The following is a 21,981-nucleotide window of genomic DNA, read 5'->3' as shown; positions in this document are numbered from 1 at the left end:
AGATGTGTATAAGAGACAGATCTTCCCCATCTCCCCTATCTCCCCTATCTTCCCCATCTCCTACCACCGTCAGCATCATATACGCCGTCGTAAAGCGACCACTTTCGGGAATGAAACAGAAGATTTTTTGACCGGGTTGGAGCTTGCCGGAATGGAAGAGTTCTTCCAGCATCAGGTAGATCGAGGCACAGCCCGTATTACCGCGCGTATAAAGGTTGGTAAACCATTTGGATTCTGGAATCATGCAACCGGCTTTTTCCAGCAGTTCCACAATTTGCCCCCGGAAAAAGTGGGAGGAATAGTGGCAAAGTAACCAGTCAATTTCATCCGGACGAACGCGCCCTAATTCAATTAATTTGAGCCAACCTTCTACCCCTAATTTGATCACATTGTCGAGTAGGCGAATATTCTGCCGTAAATTGATCGCGCCCGATCGCGCCGCTTCGACATAGGAAGGATAGGTCATCCAACTCGTTTCAGCCTGCTCATCCCCGGCTCCAGCATACATACAGACGGGATAGGCATTGGCATGGGAAATTAGTTCAATCCATTCCACTTTCAAACTAATTCCGGTGGCATTGGGATGATTTTGGACTAATAATGCACCCGCGCCATCGGACAGCATCCAACGCAAAAACTCCGCATCAAAACTGAGATTTTGCCCAGATTGGATTGAGGTTTCAGCTTCAAAGTTTCTGTGTCGAAACAAACGTGAGGGTTGTTCAGAAGCCACCGCGATCGCGTTCCGTTTTTCTCCTAATTTAACTTGCGAAACCGCATATTTTAGAGCCGAAATCCCCGCGCAGCAAACCCCATGACTGGAACTAATTTCGATCGGAGACAGTTCTGGTAGTTCGCCATGCACCATACTGGCAAAACTGGGAACTAAGACATCACCCCAGGTTGTTCCAGCACAGAGAAGATCGATCGCATTGGGTTCTAGATTGACTTGGGATAAAGCATTTCGCACCGCATAAGCAGCCATTTGGCGATTGAGATAGGTAATATTCTGTTGTTGATCTAAAGCATAATACCGTTGCTGAATGCCATTACTTTTGAGAATCCGATGTTTGACTTTAGATGGGCGATCGTTAATCTTACCTAAGTAATCCTCCATCTGATCATTAGTAATGGGATTTCCGGGCAAGAAGTGACCAATGCTATTAATAAATCCATGTGGCATAGCGAATTCTTTTGCTTCCTATTTGGCTGAGTTTTTGGTTGAGTTTTTAGCTGAGCTTTTGGCTGAGTTGTTTAAGAGAGTACAAGTCGAAGTGCTAATTAATCACTAACAAATGGCAAGCGATCATTCAGGATGAATTTGTGCCAGTTTCTATAACTGGTTATGGCAGAAGTAAATTATTGATGCTTCACGGTAGGGTTAAATTAACGCTCTGCTATTTCTGGTTAGAAATACCCTGGATGCTGCTATGACCCGATCGCCGCACTCTTTACCACCACTCACCCTCCGTCAGGGACTCACCCGTTACTATGCGGCTAATCCTGACTTTGTGCAGAATCAGGACTTTTGGGTGGGAATAGTGCGGATTCCCTGGTGTGATATGCAGCGACACGACATTATGCATGTGGTGACGGGGTATAGCACCGATTTGGATCAGGAACTGCGGCTGATTGGATTTTTGTTGACTGCCATCACCTGGAAGCGTCCCTGGTATTACTACGTCCAAAGTGTGGGGGTATTTCTGGAACTATTGGGACGATCGCTGCGTGGCAAAACACTGGGGTCGGTCTATTACAACCCTGTGCAGGTCTGCCAACTGTACCTACAAGGGGTGCGTCAGGGTCGCACCGTTCGCCAGAAGATTAATGCCTATATTGACCCAGCCACCGTTTTAGATCAGGAATTAGATGCGCTCCGTCGGGAATATGGCATCAAAAACGCCGGAACCTGGGATTAAATTCAAGGTCAGGCGATCGAGTCAAGTAAAACCTTATGCCTGCGATCGCAGCTTGCTACATGCCTCGTTGCTTGTCCTGTTCCAATTGCCCTAACAACTTCTCTGCCTCATGGGCTAGCTCCAGCAGTTGGCGAGATTCCCAATAGGAAAGGTGCTGAGCATGGCTTTCAGCGATCGCCCAGCGAATATAAAACCTGAGACTCATCCCCAAATCTGCTTCAGCGACGGCATGACAGCGAGGCATTTCCGGCAGATCGTTGGTAGGGCACATAAGACAGTCATCCTTGAGCAAGGGAACAAATGGAGGCTATTTATAGTTAATCAATAATTAATCGGCAAGGCGATTTTTATCTATTAGTGGTTTATAGAGAATCATTGCGATCGCAGTTTGGTCACTATGACCCTGAGTTCGGCAGAATAGTTTCGAGTTAATCATTTGGGCTTGAACGTTGGTAATGGCATTGGGAGCCAGGTTAGCGGCTGGCTGATAGTCGGCGATCGCAGCTTGTGTTCCATTTGAGGTTGACCGCGATTGTGCCAGGTTGCCTACACTCAGTAGCGTTGCACTCTCTTCCTGCGGCGAGTTCACGGCTTTTGCCAGATCTAAGCTACGTTGTAACACCTGTTGGGCTTGTTCCAGATCACCCGCTAGTCGCAAGGCATCTCCCAATGCCCAGAGTTGAATCGCTTTCGTGAGGGAGTCCGGTTGATCCTGTAACAGTTAATTGACTTCAGTTAACGTAGTCAGTGCCCGTCGATAGAATCCCAGGGTTTGTAACGCCTGTACCTGGTTGATTCGACTCCGCGCCACACCACCCTGATCGCCAAGCTGCTGGTAAGTTTTTTGGGAGTTTTGCCAGGTGGCTAAGGCTGGTTCCGCTCGTCCGGTATCGAGTTGCAAGCTGCCTGGAATGTCCAGGATTTGCGCCAATACCTGCGATCGCTTAGCCTTGGTGATCCCTTGCCCCTGAAGTTGCTCCAGTAAGGCCAAACTTTGATTAATTGCCTGGTTGGCATCGTGCCACTGTCCAAGCTGCTGATGGTTAACGCCAAATTACCCAGGATCATTGCCTGTCCTAAGCCATTGCCCTGCGATCGCTCACGCTATAAGGCGGCTTGCAACACATCAATCGCCTCTGGATAGCGTCCGGCTTCATACAGCGATCGTCCCTGCTGAACTAAATCTGTAGCGGTGATCGGGGAGGCGAGTGCAGAAAGACTGGTCGGAACAGTTACCCGATCTTGAGCAAGGCTGGTTAGGCTAACGACATAAAGAACCGTTAGAGCAAACATGATCAGAGCCAGTTTGATCCGATAGGACAGTTTAGGTCTACGGGACATAATCTTCTCTGGGGGCAAAGAGAAAGAGCTAACTAGACACTAAGATATGAGTTAAATGCTTCAATTCATACTTTGTTGTTTCCAACAGATAAGTTTCCAGAAGATCTGTATCATGATTCCAGACTCTAACTATAACGATAGATCCAGTGAATAGTGGGAATTGAGAGTATTTTTATGCCAAGCGTACCAATTGCACTGGAAGTTGTTGCTGTTCATTCACATAGCTCATGTCTAGAATTCAGAGTATATAGCCTGGATAAGACATTCCAAACAGTGTACGGTAAGGTACGCCAGTTAGAAGAACACATTCGCTCAATTCAAGCAGTTAGAAACCTTGCAGATGAACTGCCTGACTTACTCGCTTCACAGCAAAAGTTAGAGGAAACCCTTAAAGATATAGATTCGAGTGTAAATAACCAGAAAAATCTTTCTCTTGAAATTGAGAAAGACGCTCAGGAAAGAGTAAAGCAAGTAAGAATTGAAAACCCTATTCCAAACTACAACAAGCATTTAGCCAAAACACTTACATCTAGAGGTCGGCGAGAAGGAGTTATTTCTAGTCTTGTAGTTACCCTCTTAGGGATAGCTATATTCTTTAGTGGAGAAGGAAGTTTAAACAAGTGGGTTGGGGGAGGTATGTTCCTTATAGGTGGTTTTATAGTCGCAGGTACTAGTAGCGCTGAGGTCAACGACTCAGAGGAAGCAAAACAGCATCGTGAATTGCAAGAGGAGGCTGAGCGTATTCAGAAGCTAATTTCTGCAACCGAGCGAAACTTTGAGCAAGAGGTTAAAAGAACTCAGAAGTCTTTAAGAGTCATAGAGACGAAGCGAGATGAGTCTAAACGACAATTATCTGAATTAATGGATAAGATTCAACTTGCTCAACTAATCCAAGCAGTCAATAAAGAGTTAGGTAGTGGAGTTGTATTCGGAAACGAAGCAGTAATCCAGGAAGCAGAGTTGTGGATAGCTCAACAGAGTTCAGATAGTAATAGTAGAGCGCTAGCTGGAGCAGCCCTAGTTGGATTAATGATTGCCGGAGCCTTTCTAGGTATTGGGTCTTAGTTCCGACCATCTGTGTAGGTACATGTCGCTTAACTGCCCAGTGGTAACGAGATCGTGAAGGTTGCCCCGTGACCGGATTGGCTACTGGCGGTAATCATGCCACCATGAGCCGTGACGATTCGTTGGGCGATCGCCAATCCCAATCCACTCCCTGTACCTTTGCGAGCCGGATCTGCCGTATAAAATTGCTCAAAAATCCGGGGTAAATCCGTGGTTTTAATCCCCATGCCCTGATCTTGAATCGTCACAATGGCTTGTTTGCCATCCCGGAACCCATGAATGATCACTTTGGAACCAGAGGCAGAATGCTTAATCGCATTGTCCAAAATATTCAGGAAGGCTTGTAATAATCGTTCTGGATCACCTTGAAGGTGAATATCCGCCACATCGGCATGTATCGCGATGCCTTTAGCTTGCATCCGGGGTTCGACAGCCCGAACCGCCCGATCGAGCAGACTGGATAACACCAGATGTTGCCGTTCTAACAGTGTCACCCCAGCCTCTAATCGCCCCAGATCTAACAAATCATGAATTAAGCGAGATAAGCGGCGAGTTTCGTCTTCAATCGTCTGAAAAAAGCGATCGCGCACCTCGGGTTCTGCATCGGCACCACTTCGCAACGCTTCCACCGTCACCTGTACGTTACTGATGGGAGTCCGCAGTTCATGGGAAACATTGGCTAAAAACGCCCGCCGTTCCTGATCCAACGACGCGAGCCGTTCACTCATGCGATTCAGTTCGAGTGCCAGTTCATCTAATTCATTACTCTGGCGAATCATCAATTTATCGCCAAAATGACCACCCCCCAAGCGAATCGCAAAGTTCCGCATTAACTGGATCGGTTTCGCCAGACTATGGGCAAAGCGATCGCTCAGCAGAGCACACAGTAGCACCGTAATCAGTAATGCCCCCAGAACTGTCCAAACCAACGTCGCAAATTGGCGTTGAAATTGCTTCAAGGTAATCGACATGCGGAGGATGCCGAGCCGTTGCCCTTCATAAAGAATGGGACGGGAAATATACAACCGATCGTCGTTAGAGAACACCCCTTTGGCAACACCACGAGTAATTTGATTTTGCAATGCCTCGGGAATCCCAGGGATGGCTTTCCAATCCGTAATCCGTTGATCCTGTGGATCAGAACTATTGAGCAGCTCACCGTTAGCATTAAACACGCGCAGAGTTACCGTTTCAGGGGCACCATACCGCTGCACCAGCAGCCCAACGCGCTCATTATTATTGTCTCGGAGGGAGTCGGCAATACTCTCACTCAGCGCTGATGTCCAATTCTCTAAATCGGCCTTGCGAGTCTGCATAAAATAGGCATAAAACGACCACAGCAGATAGCCTGCCATCGCCGATGTGCCCAGCATGATTAGCAGCAAATAGGTGACAAAGAGCTTAGCTTGAAACGAGTTCCATTTCACCCGAATTGGGAAGCGAATTTGAGCGATTGTCCACCCCATGTCCGTGCTATTTTATTGAGCTTGACTACTGGCATGACGACGCAGCACCGCCTTGAGCCGAGCTAAAAGTTCTCTAGTATTAAACGGCTTGGTGATGTAATCGTCAGCGCCCGCTTCCAGTCCCCACACCTTATCGATGTCCTGATCCTTTGCCGTTAACATGACGATCGGAATATCAGAAAATGCCCGAATGCGCCAGCAAACTTCCATTCCACTGACTTCTGGCAGCATTAAATCCAGTAGGATAATATCTGGCACTTGCTTATGGAATAGCTTTAGGGCACTCAGACCATCGGCAGCTGTTGTGACTTGATAGCCTTCTCGACTCAACGCATACGAAAGGCTATCCCGCAGTGGGGCTTCATCATCAACTAACAGAACGTGAGGCATTGGTGTTTTATCAACTATCTCCCACTAACAACCTGACACGAAGTAGCGATCGTCACATCTGCCTTCAGATACATTTCTAAGCATCAGGAAAATGGTATTGCAGTTAATCGCTCAAACCTTTATTTCAGAGAAGTGGTAAATGACTGAATTTTCGGATGCTCGCCAGTATGCTCCAGCCACGCAACGCAATCGCCAACCGATTCTAGAGGTATTGCAACGAGTTCTACCTCCAACCGGGACTGTATTGGAGATCTCCAGTGGCACTGGGGAACATGCCGTCTTTTTTGCTCCTCGATTACACCCGCGATGCTGGATTCCGTCTGACCCAAATCCGATCGCACGAGCCAGCATTGACGCTTGGCGCGAACATTACCCTGCCGATAATCTGGCAGCAGCGATCGCGTTAGATGTCTGTGAACCAGTCTGGAGTATCGAACAGCCTCATCCTCAAGCAACGATCGATCGGCAATGGGAGCCAATTCACGCGATCGTCAACATTAACATGCTTCATATTGCCCCCTGGTCGGCCTGTTTGGGATTAATGGCTGGCGCACAACGGATTTTACCGATCGGGGGAATTCTGTATTTGTATGGTCCCTTCAAACAAGCGGGTCAACATACTGCTGCCAGTAATGCCGCGTTTGATGCCAGCTTACAACTGCAAAATCCGGCTTGGGGAGTACGTGATCTTGATGAAGTAATCGCGGTTGCACAAGCCCATGATCTAACCTTACTTGAGACAACTTCGATGCCAGCCAATAACTTATCAGTTGTCTTTCAAGTACAGGATTGACTATTGAAGTTAACAGCCAGATTACTGTTTACACTTTCTCCTGGAGAAAGAGGGCTGATTGACTGACAAATCTTTTGAGGGGTTGCCCTGGTCGCCCACCCTGCGGGAAGCAAGCTACACCCTAGCCCCCTCCCGCAGGAGATTGAACAAAAAAACTGGTCGGCTCCCTTCTCCCACGGGACTACGGTGTACACACAAGTCGAGCCGGACTTCGTTTGAGTTCTCTGCGCCCCCTAAATTCCCCAATTCTGGGGGACTTTGAATCCTGGGTTCCCCCCGGAATTGGGGGGCTAGGGGGGCAAAATGCAGGATCTTGAGACGGTTGAGGAGATGTGTGTACACCGTAGCCTTAACAAGGAGGGTTGGGGATGAGGGCGAAGGAGCTTTGTCAGTCAACCAGGAAAGAGGGTTTAAGGCATTGAGTCACTTATCCCGGCTGTTAGAACTGGGGAAATACAGGGGATAAATCGGGTAATAATTGGGTAATTTTTGCTTTTAGAAATGTAGCATCCTGATTCGATTCAGCTTCACTTCAAGCGTTGGCTCGGATTGCGGATCAATTCTAATTGTTCATGCTCAATTTGAAGGCGATATAACAGGAGTTCTAACCTGAGATAGATAGCCAAACAAAATTCAGAATCGCTACTGTGCTGAGATAGGTTATCTGTCGTTATTTAATTGTTTCAAAATAATTTCATGAATCGAGTTCTCCGATTTAACTAACTTAAATATCTCGGGATAGAGTCAGTTGCTAGTTTTTAGCACACCTAAACAGATTGGTAGTGCGATCGGACATCACGGTTGATTGATCAGTTGATCAACCCAAAAAGTTAATTGGAGTTACGTCTATGCATGTTGCCCTATATCCTGGAAATGTTTACCCTCTAGGCGCTAATTGGGATGGTAAAGGAACTAACTTTGCTTTGTTTTCTGAAAATGCCACTGGAGTAGAGTTATGTTTATTCGATCGTGATGATCAGGAAGTGCGAATTGAATTAACGGAAGTGAGTAATTTTGTGTGGCATGGTTATTTACCAGGAATTGGGCCAGGTCAACGCTATGGGTATCGTGTGCATGGTTCGTATGAACCTAGTTTAGGGCATCGATTTAACCCAAATAAGTTATTAATCGACCCCTATGCTAAAGCGATCGACGGTGAAGTTGGTAATGGTCCGGAGTTATTTGGCTATGACTGGAATAGTCCCGATGAAGATTTATCCTTTTCGGACTTAGACAGTGCGCCCTTAATGCCAAAATCAGTGGTGGTTGATCAATCATTTGATTGGGAAGGTGATACGCTGTTGCGCACTCCCTGGCATGAAACCGTCATCTACGAGGCTCATGTTAAGGGTTTGACCCAACTCCATCCCGATATTCCTGATGAGTTACGGGGTACTTATGCAGGACTGGCACACCCGGCGGCGATCGAGCACTTACAACGTTTAGGCATTACAGCCGTCGAACTCATGCCGATTCACCACTTTTTGGGAGTTCCCGGACACCTGGCAGATAAAGGACTGCGTAACTACTGGGGCTACGATTCACTCAATTACTTTGCCCCCTATGCTGGCTACAGTTCTAGCGGCACATTAGGGCAGCAAGTGAACGAGTTTAAGGAGATGGTTAAAGCTCTGCATCGAGCCGGAATTGAAGTGATTCTGGATGTGGTGTATAACCATACGGGTGAAGGCAACCACAAAGGACCAACCCTCTCACTGCGAGGCATTGATAACACCGCCTACTATCGCTTAGTGGAAGGTAATCAACGCTATTACATGGACTTCACAGGTTGTGGCAATTCCCTTTACATGCGGCATCCCCAGGTGTTGAAGCTAATTATGGATAGCTTGCGGTATTGGGTGACAGAAATGCATGTGGATGGGTTCCGGTTTGATTTGGCTTCTGCTCTAGCTCGTGAACTCTATGAAGTCAATAGTCTGGCAGCTTTCTTTGACATCATTCACCAGGATCCGTTCCTGGCAGACGTGAAATTGATTGCGGAACCCTGGGATGTGGGAGATGGGGGCTATCAAGTTGGTAACTTCCCGGTGCGCTGGTCAGAATGGAATGGGAAGTATCGCGATACTGTGCGCGACTTCTGGCGAGGTGAGGATGAAACCTTAGGGGAGTTCGCCTATCGGTTTACTGGCAGCCCCGATTTATATTTCCATACCAATGGTCGTCGCCCCAATGCCAGCATTAATTTCATCACTGCCCATGATGGTTTTACGTTAAATGATTTAGTCAGTTATAACGAAAAGCATAATGAAGCGAATGGTGAGGATAATCGTGATGGTGAAAGCCACAATCGATCGTGGAATTGTGGCGTTGAAGGAGAAACTGATAATCCAGAAATCTTGCAATTACGGGAACAACAAAAGCGTAATTTTTTGACCACATTAATGTTATCGCAGGGCATCCCAATGATCGTCAGTGGAGATGAACTGCAACGCACTCAAAAAGGTAACAATAATGCCTATTGTCAGGACAATGACATTTCCTGGCTAAACTGGGAATTACAGGATCAACGAGAGGACTTTATTAACTTTTGCCGAGAACTGATTTATTTCCGACGACAGCATCCCGTTTTTCGGCGGCGCAAGTGGTTTCAGGGGCAGGCAATTCGGGGAGTGCCGGATATCGGCTGGTATAACCCAGATGGCGGTGAGATGACGCAGGAACAATGGGAGATTGGCTACATCAAATCGATCGCGGTATTCCTGAATGGCAATCGCATCCCCAGTCCAGGGCCGCAGGGGCAACGGATTAGTGATGATAGTTTTCTGCTGTTATTTAATGCGTACTGGGAGACGATCGAATTCACCCTACCGTCGGAGTTCCAAAATGATGAATGGTCAATGGTAATTGACACCAAAGAACCCCGGTTTATTCAAGACGAACGCCTATTTACCGGAACTCAAGCCGTTCCTGTCACAGGGCGATCGATGGTTGTGCTGCTGCGGCGACTGGAATAATCATTTGGTCTGTACTGTACTTCAATTCACCTGAATCCTATGAAACTTGGTGCCAACTATCTCGGTGACGATCGCTGCCAATTTACAGTTTGGGGTCCTAAATTAGATTCTGCTGCCGTCCTGGTGGTGTCTCAGGATCACCGCTTAGAACCCATGACCCAACAGGATGATGGTTACTGGACATTAACGGCAACGAATATTCCACCGGGAACTCGCTACATGTATCAGTTGAATGGCGGCGAGTCCCGTCCTGATCCAGCCTCCCACTTGCAACCAGAGGGAGTGCATGGAGCCTCAGAGGTTGTCGATCATCAGTTCCCGTGGACGGATCAGGATTGGGCTGGGGTTCCCCTGGAATCGATGATCATTTATGAATTGCATGTGGGGACATTTACGCCAGAAGGTACATTTGACGCGATCGTGGCTCGGTTGCCAGAATTGCGGGAGTTAGGCATTACCGCGATCGAACTAATGCCGATCGCCCAATATCCGGGGAATCATCCCCCCCAGCTAGAAACCCACGATCATGATTACCGCAACTGGGGCTACGACGGGGCTTATGTGTATGGTGTGCAGAATTCCTATGGCGGCCCAGCCGGGTTAAAGCGCTTGGTGAATGCCTGCCATCAAGCTGGTATCGCCGTGATTTTGGATGTGGTTTATAACCACTTTGGGCCGGAAGGTAACTATATCAGTGCCTTTGGGCCCTATTTCACTGAAGTCTATCTCACTCCCTGGGGTAGTGCGGTGAACTACGACGATCGCCACAGTCCCGAAGTCCGTAACTTTTTCATGCAGAATGCGGTCTACTGGCTGCGTCACTATCATTTGGATGGATTACGGTTGGATGCCATTCACGCCATTTACGATCTGGGTGCCAGACATTTTCTGGAAGAACTGTCAGAGACCGTAGCCACCCTATCCGCAGAAGTGGGTCGCCAACTTTATCTGATTGCCGAAAGTGATCTGAATGATCCACGGATTATTCGTCCGATCGCGCAGGGAGGATATGGGATTGATGCTCAGTGGAGCGATGACTTTCACCATGCCTTGTATGCCTTGTTAACGGGCGATCGTAGCGGCTATTACGAAGACTTTGGGCGGTGCGAACACCTGGCAAAAGCCTTCCAGCAAAGTTTTGTCTACGACTGGCAATATTCCCCCCATCGCCAGCGCTATCACGGCAAAGCCCCCAAGGGTTGCGCCACCGCCCAATTTATTGTCTGTATCCAAAACCATGACCAGATTGGCAACCGCCTGATGGGCGAACGCTTATCGCAATTGGTGTCCTTTGCAGCCCTGAAACTGGCGGCAGGCGCAGTGATTCTCTCTCCTTATATCCCCATGCTATTTATGGGGGAAGAATATGGTGAAACTGCCCCATTTACCTACTTTGTCAGCCACTCAGATCCCGCCTTAATTGAAGCTGTGCGGCAGGGACGGAAGCAGGAGTTTGCCGCGTTTCATTGTGAAGGGGAACCCCTGGATCCAGAGGCAGTTGATACTTTTTTAATGTGTAAACTCAACTGGCAGCAACGGCAGACCGGTCAACAGCAAACCCTCTGGTCGTTCTATCAAAAACTGATTCAGTTACGCCACACCTTGCCAACCTATGACCAAATTGATGGGGAGGGATTAGAAGTAAATTGTGCGGAAGCCGATCGCGTGATTTGGTGGCGACGATGGGACGATAAGCGTCAAATTCTGTGTTTGATGAATTTCAGCCAGCATCAGGTTACACTTCAATCCCATATCAAGGGCGATCGCTGGCAGAAAATATTAGATTCAGCCGAAGAAAAGTGGCTAGGTTCCGGTAGCAGCTTACCACCGGAAATTTTTTCTGTTTCCTCCTTACAACTATCCCCGCAAAGCATTGCCCTCTACGAACGGGCTTAACCCAATGGCTATGATTCATCCTCCAATTATCTCGACAGATAAATTATGAACTAACGATCGTAGTAGATCAGCAAAACTAGCTAGGGGATTGACGACTTAAACCGGAGGGGTAGCTCTTCGGTTACGCCCACTACAATTAATTGCTTTTAATAATCTGTCTTGCGTTGGAGCCCATTGTCGAATCGTCCAGAGACAATGATACTAATCGCTTGCCAATCCTAAGATACTCCGGTTTGTTAAGATGAATGCTTTATTTCCCGAGTCAGCTCATGCATCCGATCGGATATTAGTCGTAGATGATATTGCTGATAACTCTTTTTTATTACAAATGATTTTGGAAGAAGAGGGCTACCAGGTAGAAATTGCCGACAGTGGGCAACTTGCCCTGGACAGCATTGCCACTAACCCGCCTGATTTAGTGCTACTTGATGTCATGATGCCGGACATGAATGGCTTTGAAGTCACTCGCCGCATCCGGCAAAATTCCGATGTGCCGTTTATCCCCATTTTGCTCATCACTGGCTATCTCGATCCCCATCCTGCCGATGGCTTTGAGGTGGGAGCTGACGACTTCATTCGCAAACCGATCGATGTCGATCTGTTATTAAATCGGGTTCATGCTATTCTCCAACCGCGATCGTCGAAAGCGAGTTTAGAAACAGCCCAACCCTCTTCCGTTGCCCAGTAGTGACTCCCTCAGGCTGATTCTGCCTTGCTATCACACTAACTATATATATGTAGATAGTCATGCCCCTACAAATGGCGGCTGAGTTGAGCAGAATTAGCCCACCCGGTGGTAGAGCAGTGCCAATCTTGTCCCTGATACTGTGAAGGAGAGTGACCCTACATCCTGAGCCTAGCAGTATAGTGATCAGAAAAAAATAAGCTCTAGTTAGAATTAATTAGTGATTCTGATAGCTTTTGAGCAACTGATCACGGCTGATGGCTCATCAACTACGGTTCACTGATGACGGATAACTGTTCGGGGAGGAACGATCGTGCTATCGAAAGGCTTTGAAGTCGAAATTTACACTGGTACTCCCGATGGCAACATCATTGGGCTGTCTGACCAGATCGTGGCAGCGTTAGATGGTTTTGTCCGGGAACCTGATAGCCGCAACGTGGAATACACTACCCCACCCTGCTATCGCTATGAGCGGCTACTATGCGACCTGATCCGTCCCCGTATGCAGCTACGACAGTATCTCACCCAATTGGGCAACTATACCCTGATTCCCGGTAGTACCCTGGCAACCGGAGGTACCGAACAATTTCACCGTTCTGATCCAGGCAATCCCTATCACACCTATATTGAGCAGACCTACGGCACCAACGTGGTCACAGCCAGCATCCATATTAATATTGGCATCAGCGATCCAGAAGCATTGATGCGGGCATGTCGGCTGATCCGGTTAGAAGCCCCCCTATTCCTTGCTCTCAGCGCCTCTTCGCCCTTCTTAAATGGGTCAGTAACCGGATTCCATTCCACCCGGTGGCAGATGTTCCCTAAAACGCCTGCGATCGTGCCCTTGTTTGAAAGCCATGCTCACTTTATTCGCTGGACAGAACAACAACTGGCCGCCGGAACCATGCAAAATGTGCGGCATCTCTGGTCATCAGTCCGCCCCAATGGCGATCGACGTCCCTATAATCTCAACCGCCTGGAACTACGAATTTGTGATTTGGTGATTGATCCCATTGCCCTACTAGCCATTACGGCGCTATTGGAAGCTCGGATTCTGCAAACGATCGAAAATCCCGCCCTCGATCCATTAATTCTGAGTCAGTTGTCCGCCTCAACCCGTCCCCAGGAGCTAATGGCGCTGGCCGATGACAATGAAATGGCGGTGGCTCAATCAAGCCTGGATGCCCAACTGCACCATTGGCAGGATGGTAGCACCATGTCAGCCCGCGCTTGGATCGAGCACCTGTTTCAGGAAACCTGGGATACAGCTAAAGCCCATGGGTTTAGCTGCTTCCTCTTGCCCCTGAAGAAAATCCTCCGTGAGGGCAATGAAGCCCAGCGCTGGCTGAAACTCTCTGCTCAGGGGCAGGATGTTCACCAGATTGTGCAACAGGCAATCCGGGATAGCCAGGATTTAGAACTGGCACTCCAGGATGATTTATGTCGGCCATTGGTGGCATAACCATAAAGATGAACTCAGGGGAAAGGGCTGATGCACTCCAGTCTTCCCCTGAGCAACCGCTAAATTTCACCAGCGAGCCAGCTAATAAAAATCAAAATTTCTAATCGATCGCGTCAAACGGTTTATCAAATTAGGAAATATTAAAAAAAGCTATCAATTGCTCACCATCGCCACGCACAATAGAGGAGGTTTTTGCGCTTAAATGGCAGTGATTGACGACGTATGCTTAAGGTTGTGTTAGTTCATCCCCAAATTCCTCCCAATACCGGCAATATTGCTCGAACTTGTGCGGCTACGGGGACGGAACTGCATCTAGTTGGCCCTTTAGGATTTGAAATCAGCGATCGCTACCTGAAACGAGCCGGATTGGATTACTGGCCCTACGTCAAACTGCACTACCACCTTGATTTAACGGCATTTCAAACCTACCATCAGCGCTATGCCGGACGCTGGATTGGCTTCAGCACTTCAGGACAATCCAGTTATGTACAGTTCCAGTACCAGGCGGATGACTGGCTATTGTTCGGTAGCGAAACGGCAGGGCTACCTCGCGATTTGTTGAAAACCTGTGATGAGACGGTCTATATTCCCATGGCTGAACCCCAGGTTCGTAGCCTGAATCTATCAGTCAGCGTGGCAATTGGGCTGTTCGAGGCTCGGCGGCAACTGGGATTTTTGCAGTAATTCAACAAATTTGCGCCTCGTAATCATGGCGATCGCGGCAGACTTTTCCAGGCTATAGCCTACTCCCGGTCGCCCAACTCCATCTCTATATATACATTGATAACCACTACACCCATCTTTACTCTGGATATGGTGGATTACGGGGCGGAATGACCCGGCATTGCTCAATATATAAGCAAGCTCCCCCCTTCTCAGAGATCACTACGACCTCTAAATAAAATAAGAAATTTATATCAGCAAGAATCCGACTTAAGTCGAGTGCTTTAAACCTGTTTTAGCGACTAAAACGGTCTAGAACATGGCTCTGGTTCAGGTTTCTATCCAATTAGCCCGATGATTTTGAACTTCCTATCGTTGCTAGGACTAATCGGATAGCTGTGGTACATTTCATGCTTTCACAGACTAAATTGCTGTAGTGTTCGCCGAATTTGGTGATACATTTGCAACGTCACTGTGAGGAGTGTGTGTGTGGAGTGTTTCTTTCAAATCAAACTAATCTGCCCTGAAGCAGCCAATTCTGGCGGTCATCCCCTATGCTTTTAGCCTCGCGCAATCCCATCTCTTCTCCCTGCGATCGTTCGGGTTTCTGTTCAGAAATTCGGATGAAAGCAATAGCAAGAGCTAATCATTTCCGCGAGTTAACAGGTCTACAATTGCCTTCTAGTTTGCCATTGAGTTATTTGAAATTCATGCTGCAAATTTTTCAAGGCAATGTAAACTTGTCTAAATTGAAAAAGCAGGGTAATCTTGCCTAAGTATATTTGCCGTCCGTGATCTTGATCGCTTCTCAATGTGATTTAAATCGTTGACGGGTGATAGATTGAATGGCTCAAGGACAGTTAAGCGCTGGACATTTAGGAGGTCGTTTTTTGAGACGAGCATTTCCGCAGAAGGTTAAGCCTGTTCCTTCCCGTACAACTGAACCTGATATGACGACAGTTCAACCCAAGCAGGCTCTTTCCGAGAGTAGCCGCCGACCCTGTAAATCCGCTGCGATGATTGGCTTGGCGCTCTCGATGGGCGCTTACAGTTTGCCACTACCCGGTCAAACCGACGCGGCAATGGCAACTGAACCAATGACTGGTGAATCCGCTGCTACCGCTCCTACGGCTTTTGAAACAGCAACGCTTTCTTCGGACACCTCAGCTTCCCAAGCTGCCTCGGATGATCCATTACTGGTTGCTGCCTCACCTGCCGCGCTCTCCTCTCCAACCACTGTGGCAGGAATCCGCCACACTGTGCAGGAAGGGCAGACACTTTGGCAACTGGCAAAACTCTATGGAGTTGACGCTGGGTTAATTGCCTCTAGCAATAGTATCGCGACCGATACAACGCTACGAGTTGGTCAAGTTCTGGTCATTCCAACCGATAACCGTGTCGCTCAAGCCGCTCCTGCGGCGGCGGATGTTGCTCCTCGGTATTATGGGTTGGTGGGTGGTAGTCCCTCGACATCCACGACGATCGCAACCCTACCCACCGGCAATTCCGCCGCCAGTAGCGATACCGCCTTTAAGGCTAAGCAAGATGCTGCTCTCGACAATTTAAAGCAAAAACGGGAAAGCCTCCGGACGGGGCTATTGGGGATGCAAGCAGAAGCCCCTGCCGCCGTCGCGCCCACTACAACGCTTCCAGATTCCACTGCATCTGCCCCTGTCTCTACTCCCTCCGTACTTCCGGTGTCACCCCAACCTGAAGTCGTTGCGGCATCGCCAGTCAAACAAGAAACGGTTCTAGCGACTCCACCGCTGCAATCCGATGCTGAACCGTCTACTCCGGTTGTGAGCCAGCCAGTGCCATCCCCCGTTGATGTTGCGGCATTACCGAGCTCGCTCACTTACCAGGTCAATCGAGGAGACACCCTGGCAGCGATCGCCCGTGCCCACGGTGTATCGACCAGTCAGTTAGTCGCTGCCAACCGCTTAAGTAACCCCAATCATATTGAGGTTGCCCAAGTTTTAGTTATTCCCCGGCGTGGAGTAGTGTCGGATTCCGTTCCGTCGCTGTTGACACCACCGAATCCCTCGGAATTGCAAGGCACTCAAGCTGAATTTAAAGGAACGCTCGCAGCCGTTCCAACGCAGACTACCTCTGCCACCAGTTCTCCGAACTTCAATCGCTCGGGCACTCCAAGCGAAGTCACGCAAGTGGCGATTGCTCCCACCAGTAACCAGGTGGCAACACCAACCGATACCTCTGGAGGACGATCGAACCATGTGGATCATCTCCGGCAGGAGATCCACCGACTGCGGGATAAATACCAAGGTCAAGGGGGACAGGTTCAAGCTAGTGCAGCCAAGCCCCAGCTAGCGGCGGCAGCTACACCCTTTTCTCGTTCCGATCGGTTAGCCAATCTCAAGCGCGTTAATCCTGAATTTAACCCCACTGCTTACTCGGCTAACTTACGGGCAGAGGTACAGCAGTTGCGGGAACGAATGCGCCCGACCCAAACGATCGCGGCTAGAGTCAGCCCACCCACGACCGTGAAGAGTACGGCTCCGACGACTCCTGTGCTCACACCCCAGCCATCTGCGGCAAGAACCGCTCCGGCAACCCCTGTACTCACCCCACAACCGTCTGCGGCAAGAACCGCTCCGGCTAACCCGGTACCTGCCAGCCAACCCCAGGTTGTGGCGACTGCCCCAATTGGTGCTGAGAAGTACGCCCCGATCGTGTCTGCCCCAATTGGCAAGACAGTTTCGCCGGATCTACCTCCGCTTAGCCCCAGCGATGCTTACCTACCCGGTAGCTCTGGTCAGTTTAATGGCTACATGTGGCCAACTAAAGGGGTATTAACCTCTGGCTATGGCTGGCGTTGGGGTCGGATGCATAAGGGCATCGACATTGCAGCAAATGTGGGTACTCCGATCGTGGCAGCCGCCTCTGGCGTTGTTACCTTTGCTGGTTGGAACTCTGGTGGATATGGCTATCTGGTGGAAATTACTCACCCAGATGGTAGCCTGACGCTCTATGCTCACAACAACCGGATTCTGGTGCAACAAGGTCAGCAAGTAGAGCAGGGTCAGCAGATCTCGGAAATGGGAAGCACAGGCTACAGTACCGGACCTCACCTGCACTTTGAAGTTCATCCGGCTGGAAAAGGAGCCGTTAACCCAATGGCATTCCTCCCTAGCTCTCGCAGCTAGTCACGCCTTGAACTGGTTTGAGTTTAGCCCAAGGAAACAATTTAGTCTCCTTGGGCTACTTGTTTTATTACAGAATTTCAGTGAACTGAGCAGGATTTTTTGATCAAAGGGTAGATCCTTCGTAGCCAAATATGCTAACTTAATGAAGTTGCTGAAATGCATACGGCTCAGTAGCTCAGTGGTTAGAGCAGGGGACTCATAAGCCCAAGGTCGCAGGTTCAAATCCCGCCTGAGCCATACTTTAATTAATCTATTCAAGCTGTAACGCCGATTTTATAAGCTTTGCAGCTTTTTTAATTTTGCCGATCGCCCACGCATTATCCGAGGGAACTCTAGGGAAAAACCTAACAAGCGTAATCAAAGTAGTGAGGTTTTGGCGTTTAACAGAGCGATGCGATGAAATATCCTGCTTGGATTCCCTACCCGATTTGTTGGGTAAAAGCTTTACAGTCTAGTATTCCTGCATTTGCAGGAGGTGGCTTTGTTTTTCTAGTTGAAGTTACAAGATTTAGCCTACTTTCAACTGTGTTTGCTATGTTCCCGAACGAACAGTTAGCAGCTATAGTTGGCTTCACTGTGCTTGTTGCAGCGCTTTCACTACTTTGGTATTTTGTTTTGCTCTTTGTTTATTCTGCAATACTGCAACTGTTTTGGTCACGTCCTCCCACTTGGTTAACTCCCAAAAGTTCCTTGGGTATTGCTCAAGGGTGGTTAATCGGGCTTTTAGCAACGTTTCTGGCTTGTCTAGTCGTGTTCCAACGTATTCCACCCCTATCCAGCTTAAGTAAGCTGCCAAGTGAAGACATGAAGCATTTGTTGATTGCCTGGTGGATTGTTGCGGCTTATCTCTACCAACTCACTTTCCTCCTTGGTCAGAGGTGGCAAAAGCCAAAGGCTACTTCCTCTGTTCAGCCGTAATTAGGTGATCATCCCAAACTTGAGTGGGGATATGCAACAGGTATTCGTTATCTTGCAGCAGGGCATCAATTCAGAAGCACACCAATCGTTGGTACAGCAATTAGATCAGAAGCGCTGACACACAAACAACCACCTCCGGCGGATGCCAAGTTGTTTGTGGCAAGATGTGAGAGGCAATCCTTACCCTCAAGTGTATGTGTCGCTTACTTGGTTATCTTGGCGAGCCAATTTCCCTCGATCGGTTGTTATTGAAGCCAGACCATTCCCTGATTGTGCAAAGCTATCAGCCCAAGGAAATGACATCTGGCTTATTAAATGCCGATGGCTTTGGCGTGGGTTGGTATCATCCTCAGCGTCATACTGCTCCCTTCACCTACAAAAACACACAACCTGTCTGGAATGACACCAATCTGCCTAACCTGAGTCGCTACATCGAATCCCATTGCGTATTGGCAAATGTGCGTAGTGCTACTCCTGGAATTCCCGTGGATTTAAGCAATTGTCAGCCATTTCAGCATCATCACATCTTAGGGATTCATAATGGCTTCATTGCCAACTTCCGCAAAACCCTGTATCGTCCCATCCGAGAGCAACTCAGTGATCCGGTCTACCAATCTATCCAGGGCAACACCGATTCAGAACACATTTTCGCTTTATTGGTTCAGGAGCTAGAACAGCATCCTGAGTTATCCTTAGCCACAGCGCTCCAACGGGTTCTCACGATCGTGCTAGATCTGGCACAGCAATATCAAACAGATTTCTCTGCCAACATAATTGTCAGTGACGGTCAGCAATTAGTCGCCTCCCGCTTGGCAAATCGTCCGCCTACACCCACCCTGTACTGGCTGCGCGACGATTTACTATTTCCTCAGTCCGTCGTCATCGCCTCCGAACCCTTATTCGAGGGAAACTGGACATCGTTCGACGATCGCACTCTTCTGATCATTAACAATGACCTTAATCTCGAATCTGTCCCAATCTAAATCCGCCGATTCCTCCCTGCCTCTGAAGCACCAGATCCATCACTGGATGCAAGGCTGTCGCGCTAGTACACTGCAATTATTTGCTGGCGTGGACTACGCTACTTTTTGTCAGCAAGCCCATCCTGACTTCAGTCCGGTCGGTTGGCATCTAGGACATATTGCCTACACTGAATCCCTTTGGTTGCTGGAACATCTCGCTGGACAACCCCCTCAATTTCCTGAATATCGTCGCTTATTTGCCGCCGATACCCTACCCAAAACCGATCGCTGTTCCTTACCCTCGCTCGCCGAAGTTCAGCAATATCTGGCGACCATTCGTAGCCAGGTTTTCAATTACCTGGAAATTGCCCCCCTGGAGCAACAAGAGCGACTCTGGCGCTGGTTATTACAACACGAAAGCCAACATTGTGAGACGATCGCGATCGTTCTGGCACTACTCAGGGGCGGTGGGGGAGATAGGGGAGATGGGAAAAGATATGATTCCTTACTATCTTTATCTTCTTCATCCTCCTTATCTTCCTTACCCTCCTCACCTTCACCACCAATCCCTCCACTCCTCACAGACATGATTTGCATCCCTGCTGGCAAATTTCAACAGGGCAATGAGGCGATCGAGGCTCTAGATAACGAGCGGTCAAGGCATTGGCTGGAATTGCCAACGTACTGGATCGATCGCTATCCTGTCACCTGCGGACAGTATCGCCAGTTCATGCAGGCGGGAGGTTATCAGGATCAACATTGGTGGTCAAGCGCAGGCTGGCAGTGGTTACAGGCTCAGAGGGTATCCCAACCGTTGTATTGGTCAAATGATCCGCAGCACGATCGGCATCCGGTTTGTGGCGTGAGTTGGTATGAAGCGGAAGCCTACGCCAGGTTTGTTAGGAAACGCTTACCAACAGAAGCGGAATGGGAAAAAGCGGCAGGTTGGCAGCCGATCGCCGAGCAGCCGATGACTTATCCCTGGGGAGATCAGCCACCCACTGACCAGCATTGCAACCATCATCATGCCATTGGGCAGACGACCCCCGTTGATGCCTATCCTCAAGGCAAAAGTGCTTACGGTGGCTATGACTTTTTAGGAAACGTGTGGGAATGGACAGCCTCCTGGTTTGCCGGGTATCCCAACTTTGACCCCTATCCCTATCGTGGCTATTCACAAGCCTATTTTGATGGGCAACATCGGGTCTTACGGGGTGGCAGTTGGGCAACCCGACCCTGGGCACTGCGATCGACCTTTCGTAATTGGTATTATCCCCATGTCCGCGAGGTGTTCGCAGGATTCCGGTGTGCTGCCGATCGGGAAGTGACTATGGTAACTCCGCCGCCGCCGTGATATTTGCCAACGTTAGACTGGGGCAGGTACGTTTGATTAATCCCGTCAGTACCTTACCCGGCCCAATTTCAATTACCCGTTCCATCCCTAACTCCGGCAGTTGCAGGGAAATCTCGCGCCAGCGCACAGCACCCGTCATTTGCTGACTCAGACGTTGTTTCAGCAATTCCGCATCCGTGGTTGGCGTTGGATCAACATTGGATAGTACCGGAACATTCGCCGCTTGGAAAGAAACGGTATCCAGTACAGTTTGAAACTCCTTAGCAGCATCTGCCATTAACGGTGAGTGAAACGCGCCACTGACATTGAGTTTCACGGCTCGTTTGGCTTTGACATTGCTCAGGATGGTTTCTACGGCGGCTGGTGTGCCTGAGATCACGACCTGAGCGGCATTATTGTCGTTTGCCAGCACCACATCGGCAGTCTGCTGAAGCTGGGCTTCTAATTGCTCTCGATCGAAGCCAATTAGCGCCGCCATCATACCATCCGATGCCCCATCCATCAGTTCTGCCCGCCGTTTGACGAGTTGCAACCCAGCGGCAAAGTCAAATACGCCCGCCGCATACAGGGCAACGTATTCCCCCAAACTATGCCCTGCGACCAAATCCGGTTGCTGTCCCCGGGATTGCATTTGATCCACTAGCAAACTTTCAACGACATAAAGACAGGGTTGTGTATAAAGAGTCCGAGATAGCTGATCCTCTTCGCTTTGGCACAGGTCTGGCACTGACCAACCCAGAATTTGTGCCGCTTGCTCAAGTTTCGGTTTAGCGTCCGGGAGTGTCGTTAAATCACTACCCATACCGATCGCTTGAGAACCTTGTCCAGGGAAGACCCACGCTGTTTTTGTCATGCCGTCGATAATCCAAATAACTGCGTCATAGTGATATGACTCTGGTTATTTTACTAGTTTGGGTATATCAATCGG

General features: G+C 48.9%; 20 protein-coding genes and 1 tRNA gene. 13 read left to right on the top strand and 8 right to left on the bottom strand.

What is annotated here, in order from left to right; genetic code table 11:
• A partial coding sequence (locus ACN4EK_RS19015) for a beta-ketoacyl-ACP synthase III (protein ID WP_431659710.1) occupies positions 1 to 1,183 on the bottom strand: 1,183 nt, incomplete at its 3' end.
• 247 nt (positions 1,184 to 1,430) lie between these two features.
• Here ACN4EK_RS19015 and ACN4EK_RS19010 point away from each other — a divergent pair.
• The gene (locus tag ACN4EK_RS19010; protein WP_431659709.1) at positions 1,431 to 1,919 is read left to right on the top strand and encodes a hypothetical protein; all 489 of its coding nucleotides are present in this window, start codon (positions 1,431 to 1,433) and stop codon (positions 1,917 to 1,919) included.
• A gap of 55 nt (positions 1,920 to 1,974) precedes the next feature.
• Here ACN4EK_RS19010 and ACN4EK_RS19005 read toward each other — a convergent pair whose 3' ends face one another.
• The 4 genes from ACN4EK_RS19005 to ACN4EK_RS18990 form a co-directional block, all read right to left on the bottom strand.
• The gene (locus tag ACN4EK_RS19005) at positions 1,975 to 2,190 is read right to left on the bottom strand and encodes a hypothetical protein (protein ID WP_431659707.1); all 216 of its coding nucleotides are present in this window, start codon (positions 2,188 to 2,190) and stop codon (positions 1,975 to 1,977) included.
• 57 nt (positions 2,191 to 2,247) lie between these two features.
• Positions 2,248 to 2,589, bottom strand: coding sequence for a hypothetical protein (locus tag ACN4EK_RS19000; RefSeq protein ID WP_431659706.1), 342 nt, complete (start codon positions 2,587 to 2,589; stop codon positions 2,248 to 2,250).
• Between the two features lie 51 nt (positions 2,590 to 2,640).
• On the bottom strand, positions 2,641 to 2,910 hold the full coding sequence (locus ACN4EK_RS18995; RefSeq protein ID WP_431659705.1) for a hypothetical protein: 270 nt from the start codon (positions 2,908 to 2,910) through the stop codon (positions 2,641 to 2,643).
• A 113-nt stretch (positions 2,911 to 3,023) separates the two neighbouring features.
• Positions 3,024 to 3,260: a hypothetical protein gene (locus ACN4EK_RS18990; RefSeq protein ID WP_431659704.1), complete on the bottom strand. Its 237-nt coding sequence runs from the start codon at positions 3,258 to 3,260 to the stop codon at positions 3,024 to 3,026.
• 174 nt (positions 3,261 to 3,434) lie between these two features.
• Here ACN4EK_RS18990 and ACN4EK_RS18985 point away from each other — a divergent pair, with 174 nt between their 5' ends.
• Complete coding sequence (locus ACN4EK_RS18985) at positions 3,435 to 4,325, top strand: AAA family ATPase (protein ID WP_431659703.1); 891 nt, start codon at positions 3,435 to 3,437, stop codon at positions 4,323 to 4,325.
• Between the two features lie 29 nt (positions 4,326 to 4,354).
• Here the strand turns inward: ACN4EK_RS18985 and ACN4EK_RS18980 are convergent, their stop codons facing one another.
• Together ACN4EK_RS18980 and ACN4EK_RS18975 are read right to left on the bottom strand one after the other, a co-directional pair.
• The gene (locus ACN4EK_RS18980; RefSeq protein WP_431659702.1) at positions 4,355 to 5,791 is read right to left on the bottom strand and encodes a sensor histidine kinase; all 1,437 of its coding nucleotides are present in this window, start codon (positions 5,789 to 5,791) and stop codon (positions 4,355 to 4,357) included.
• A 12-nt stretch (positions 5,792 to 5,803) separates the two neighbouring features.
• A complete protein-coding gene (locus ACN4EK_RS18975) occupies positions 5,804 to 6,181 on the bottom strand; it encodes a response regulator transcription factor (RefSeq protein ID WP_431659701.1) in 378 nt (125 codons plus the stop codon).
• Positions 6,182 to 6,320: 139 nt separating this feature from the next.
• Between ACN4EK_RS18975 and ACN4EK_RS18970 the strand changes: the two genes are divergently transcribed.
• The 11 genes from ACN4EK_RS18970 to ACN4EK_RS18920 all read left to right on the top strand — a co-directional run bounded on the left by ACN4EK_RS18970 (position 6,321) and on the right by ACN4EK_RS18920 (position 21,053).
• Entirely contained in the window at positions 6,321 to 6,974 is a 654-nt protein-coding gene (locus ACN4EK_RS18970; protein ID WP_431659700.1) for a DUF938 domain-containing protein, read from the top strand.
• An 848-nt stretch (positions 6,975 to 7,822) separates the two neighbouring features.
• On the top strand, positions 7,823 to 9,949 hold the full coding sequence (gene glgX, locus ACN4EK_RS18965; RefSeq protein ID WP_431659699.1) for a glycogen debranching protein GlgX: 2,127 nt from the start codon (positions 7,823 to 7,825) through the stop codon (positions 9,947 to 9,949).
• Positions 9,950 to 9,988: 39 nt separating this feature from the next.
• Complete coding sequence (gene treZ / locus ACN4EK_RS18960; protein ID WP_431659697.1) at positions 9,989 to 11,845, top strand: malto-oligosyltrehalose trehalohydrolase; 1,857 nt, start codon at positions 9,989 to 9,991, stop codon at positions 11,843 to 11,845.
• Positions 11,846 to 12,086: 241 nt separating this feature from the next.
• Positions 12,087 to 12,533, top strand: a complete 447-nt coding sequence (locus tag ACN4EK_RS18955) for a response regulator (protein WP_431659696.1) — start codon at positions 12,087 to 12,089, stop codon at positions 12,531 to 12,533.
• Between the two features lie 310 nt (positions 12,534 to 12,843).
• On the top strand, positions 12,844 to 13,992 hold the full coding sequence (gene gshA, locus ACN4EK_RS18950; RefSeq protein WP_431659695.1) for a glutamate--cysteine ligase: 1,149 nt from the start codon (positions 12,844 to 12,846) through the stop codon (positions 13,990 to 13,992).
• Positions 13,993 to 14,214: 222 nt separating this feature from the next.
• The gene (locus ACN4EK_RS18945) at positions 14,215 to 14,676 is read left to right on the top strand and encodes a tRNA (cytidine(34)-2'-O)-methyltransferase (RefSeq protein WP_431659693.1); all 462 of its coding nucleotides are present in this window, start codon (positions 14,215 to 14,217) and stop codon (positions 14,674 to 14,676) included.
• Between the two features lie 929 nt (positions 14,677 to 15,605).
• The gene (locus ACN4EK_RS18940; RefSeq protein WP_431659692.1) at positions 15,606 to 17,819 is read left to right on the top strand and encodes a peptidoglycan DD-metalloendopeptidase family protein; all 2,214 of its coding nucleotides are present in this window, start codon (positions 15,606 to 15,608) and stop codon (positions 17,817 to 17,819) included.
• A 164-nt stretch (positions 17,820 to 17,983) separates the two neighbouring features.
• Positions 17,984 to 18,056, top strand: a tRNA-Met gene (locus tag ACN4EK_RS18935).
• 159 nt (positions 18,057 to 18,215) lie between these two features.
• Positions 18,216 to 18,737: a hypothetical protein gene (locus tag ACN4EK_RS18930; RefSeq protein ID WP_431659690.1), complete on the top strand. Its 522-nt coding sequence runs from the start codon at positions 18,216 to 18,218 to the stop codon at positions 18,735 to 18,737.
• A gap of 194 nt (positions 18,738 to 18,931) precedes the next feature.
• Positions 18,932 to 19,720, top strand: coding sequence for an ergothioneine biosynthesis protein EgtC (egtC, locus tag ACN4EK_RS18925; RefSeq protein WP_431659689.1), 789 nt, complete (start codon positions 18,932 to 18,934; stop codon positions 19,718 to 19,720).
• A complete protein-coding gene (locus tag ACN4EK_RS18920) occupies positions 19,689 to 21,053 on the top strand; it encodes an SUMF1/EgtB/PvdO family nonheme iron enzyme (RefSeq protein ID WP_431659687.1) in 1,365 nt (454 codons plus the stop codon). Before egtC ends, ACN4EK_RS18920 begins: the two co-directional genes overlap by 32 nt.
• Here ACN4EK_RS18920 and fabD read toward each other — a convergent pair.
• Positions 21,028 to 21,906, bottom strand: a complete 879-nt coding sequence (gene fabD / locus ACN4EK_RS18915) for an ACP S-malonyltransferase (protein ID WP_431659686.1) — start codon at positions 21,904 to 21,906, stop codon at positions 21,028 to 21,030. The genes ACN4EK_RS18920 and fabD overlap by 26 nt on opposite strands.
• Positions 21,907 to 21,981 lie beyond the last annotated feature (75 nt).

Origin of the sequence: Pantanalinema rosaneae CENA516 (assembly GCF_050753385.1) — a bacterium.
In the GTDB taxonomy this organism is placed as follows: domain Bacteria; phylum Cyanobacteriota; class Cyanobacteriia; order Leptolyngbyales; family Leptolyngbyaceae; genus Pantanalinema; species Pantanalinema rosaneae.
The sequence above is the reverse complement of the archived record's forward strand: the minus strand, read 5'-3'. Positions and strand labels throughout refer to the sequence as shown.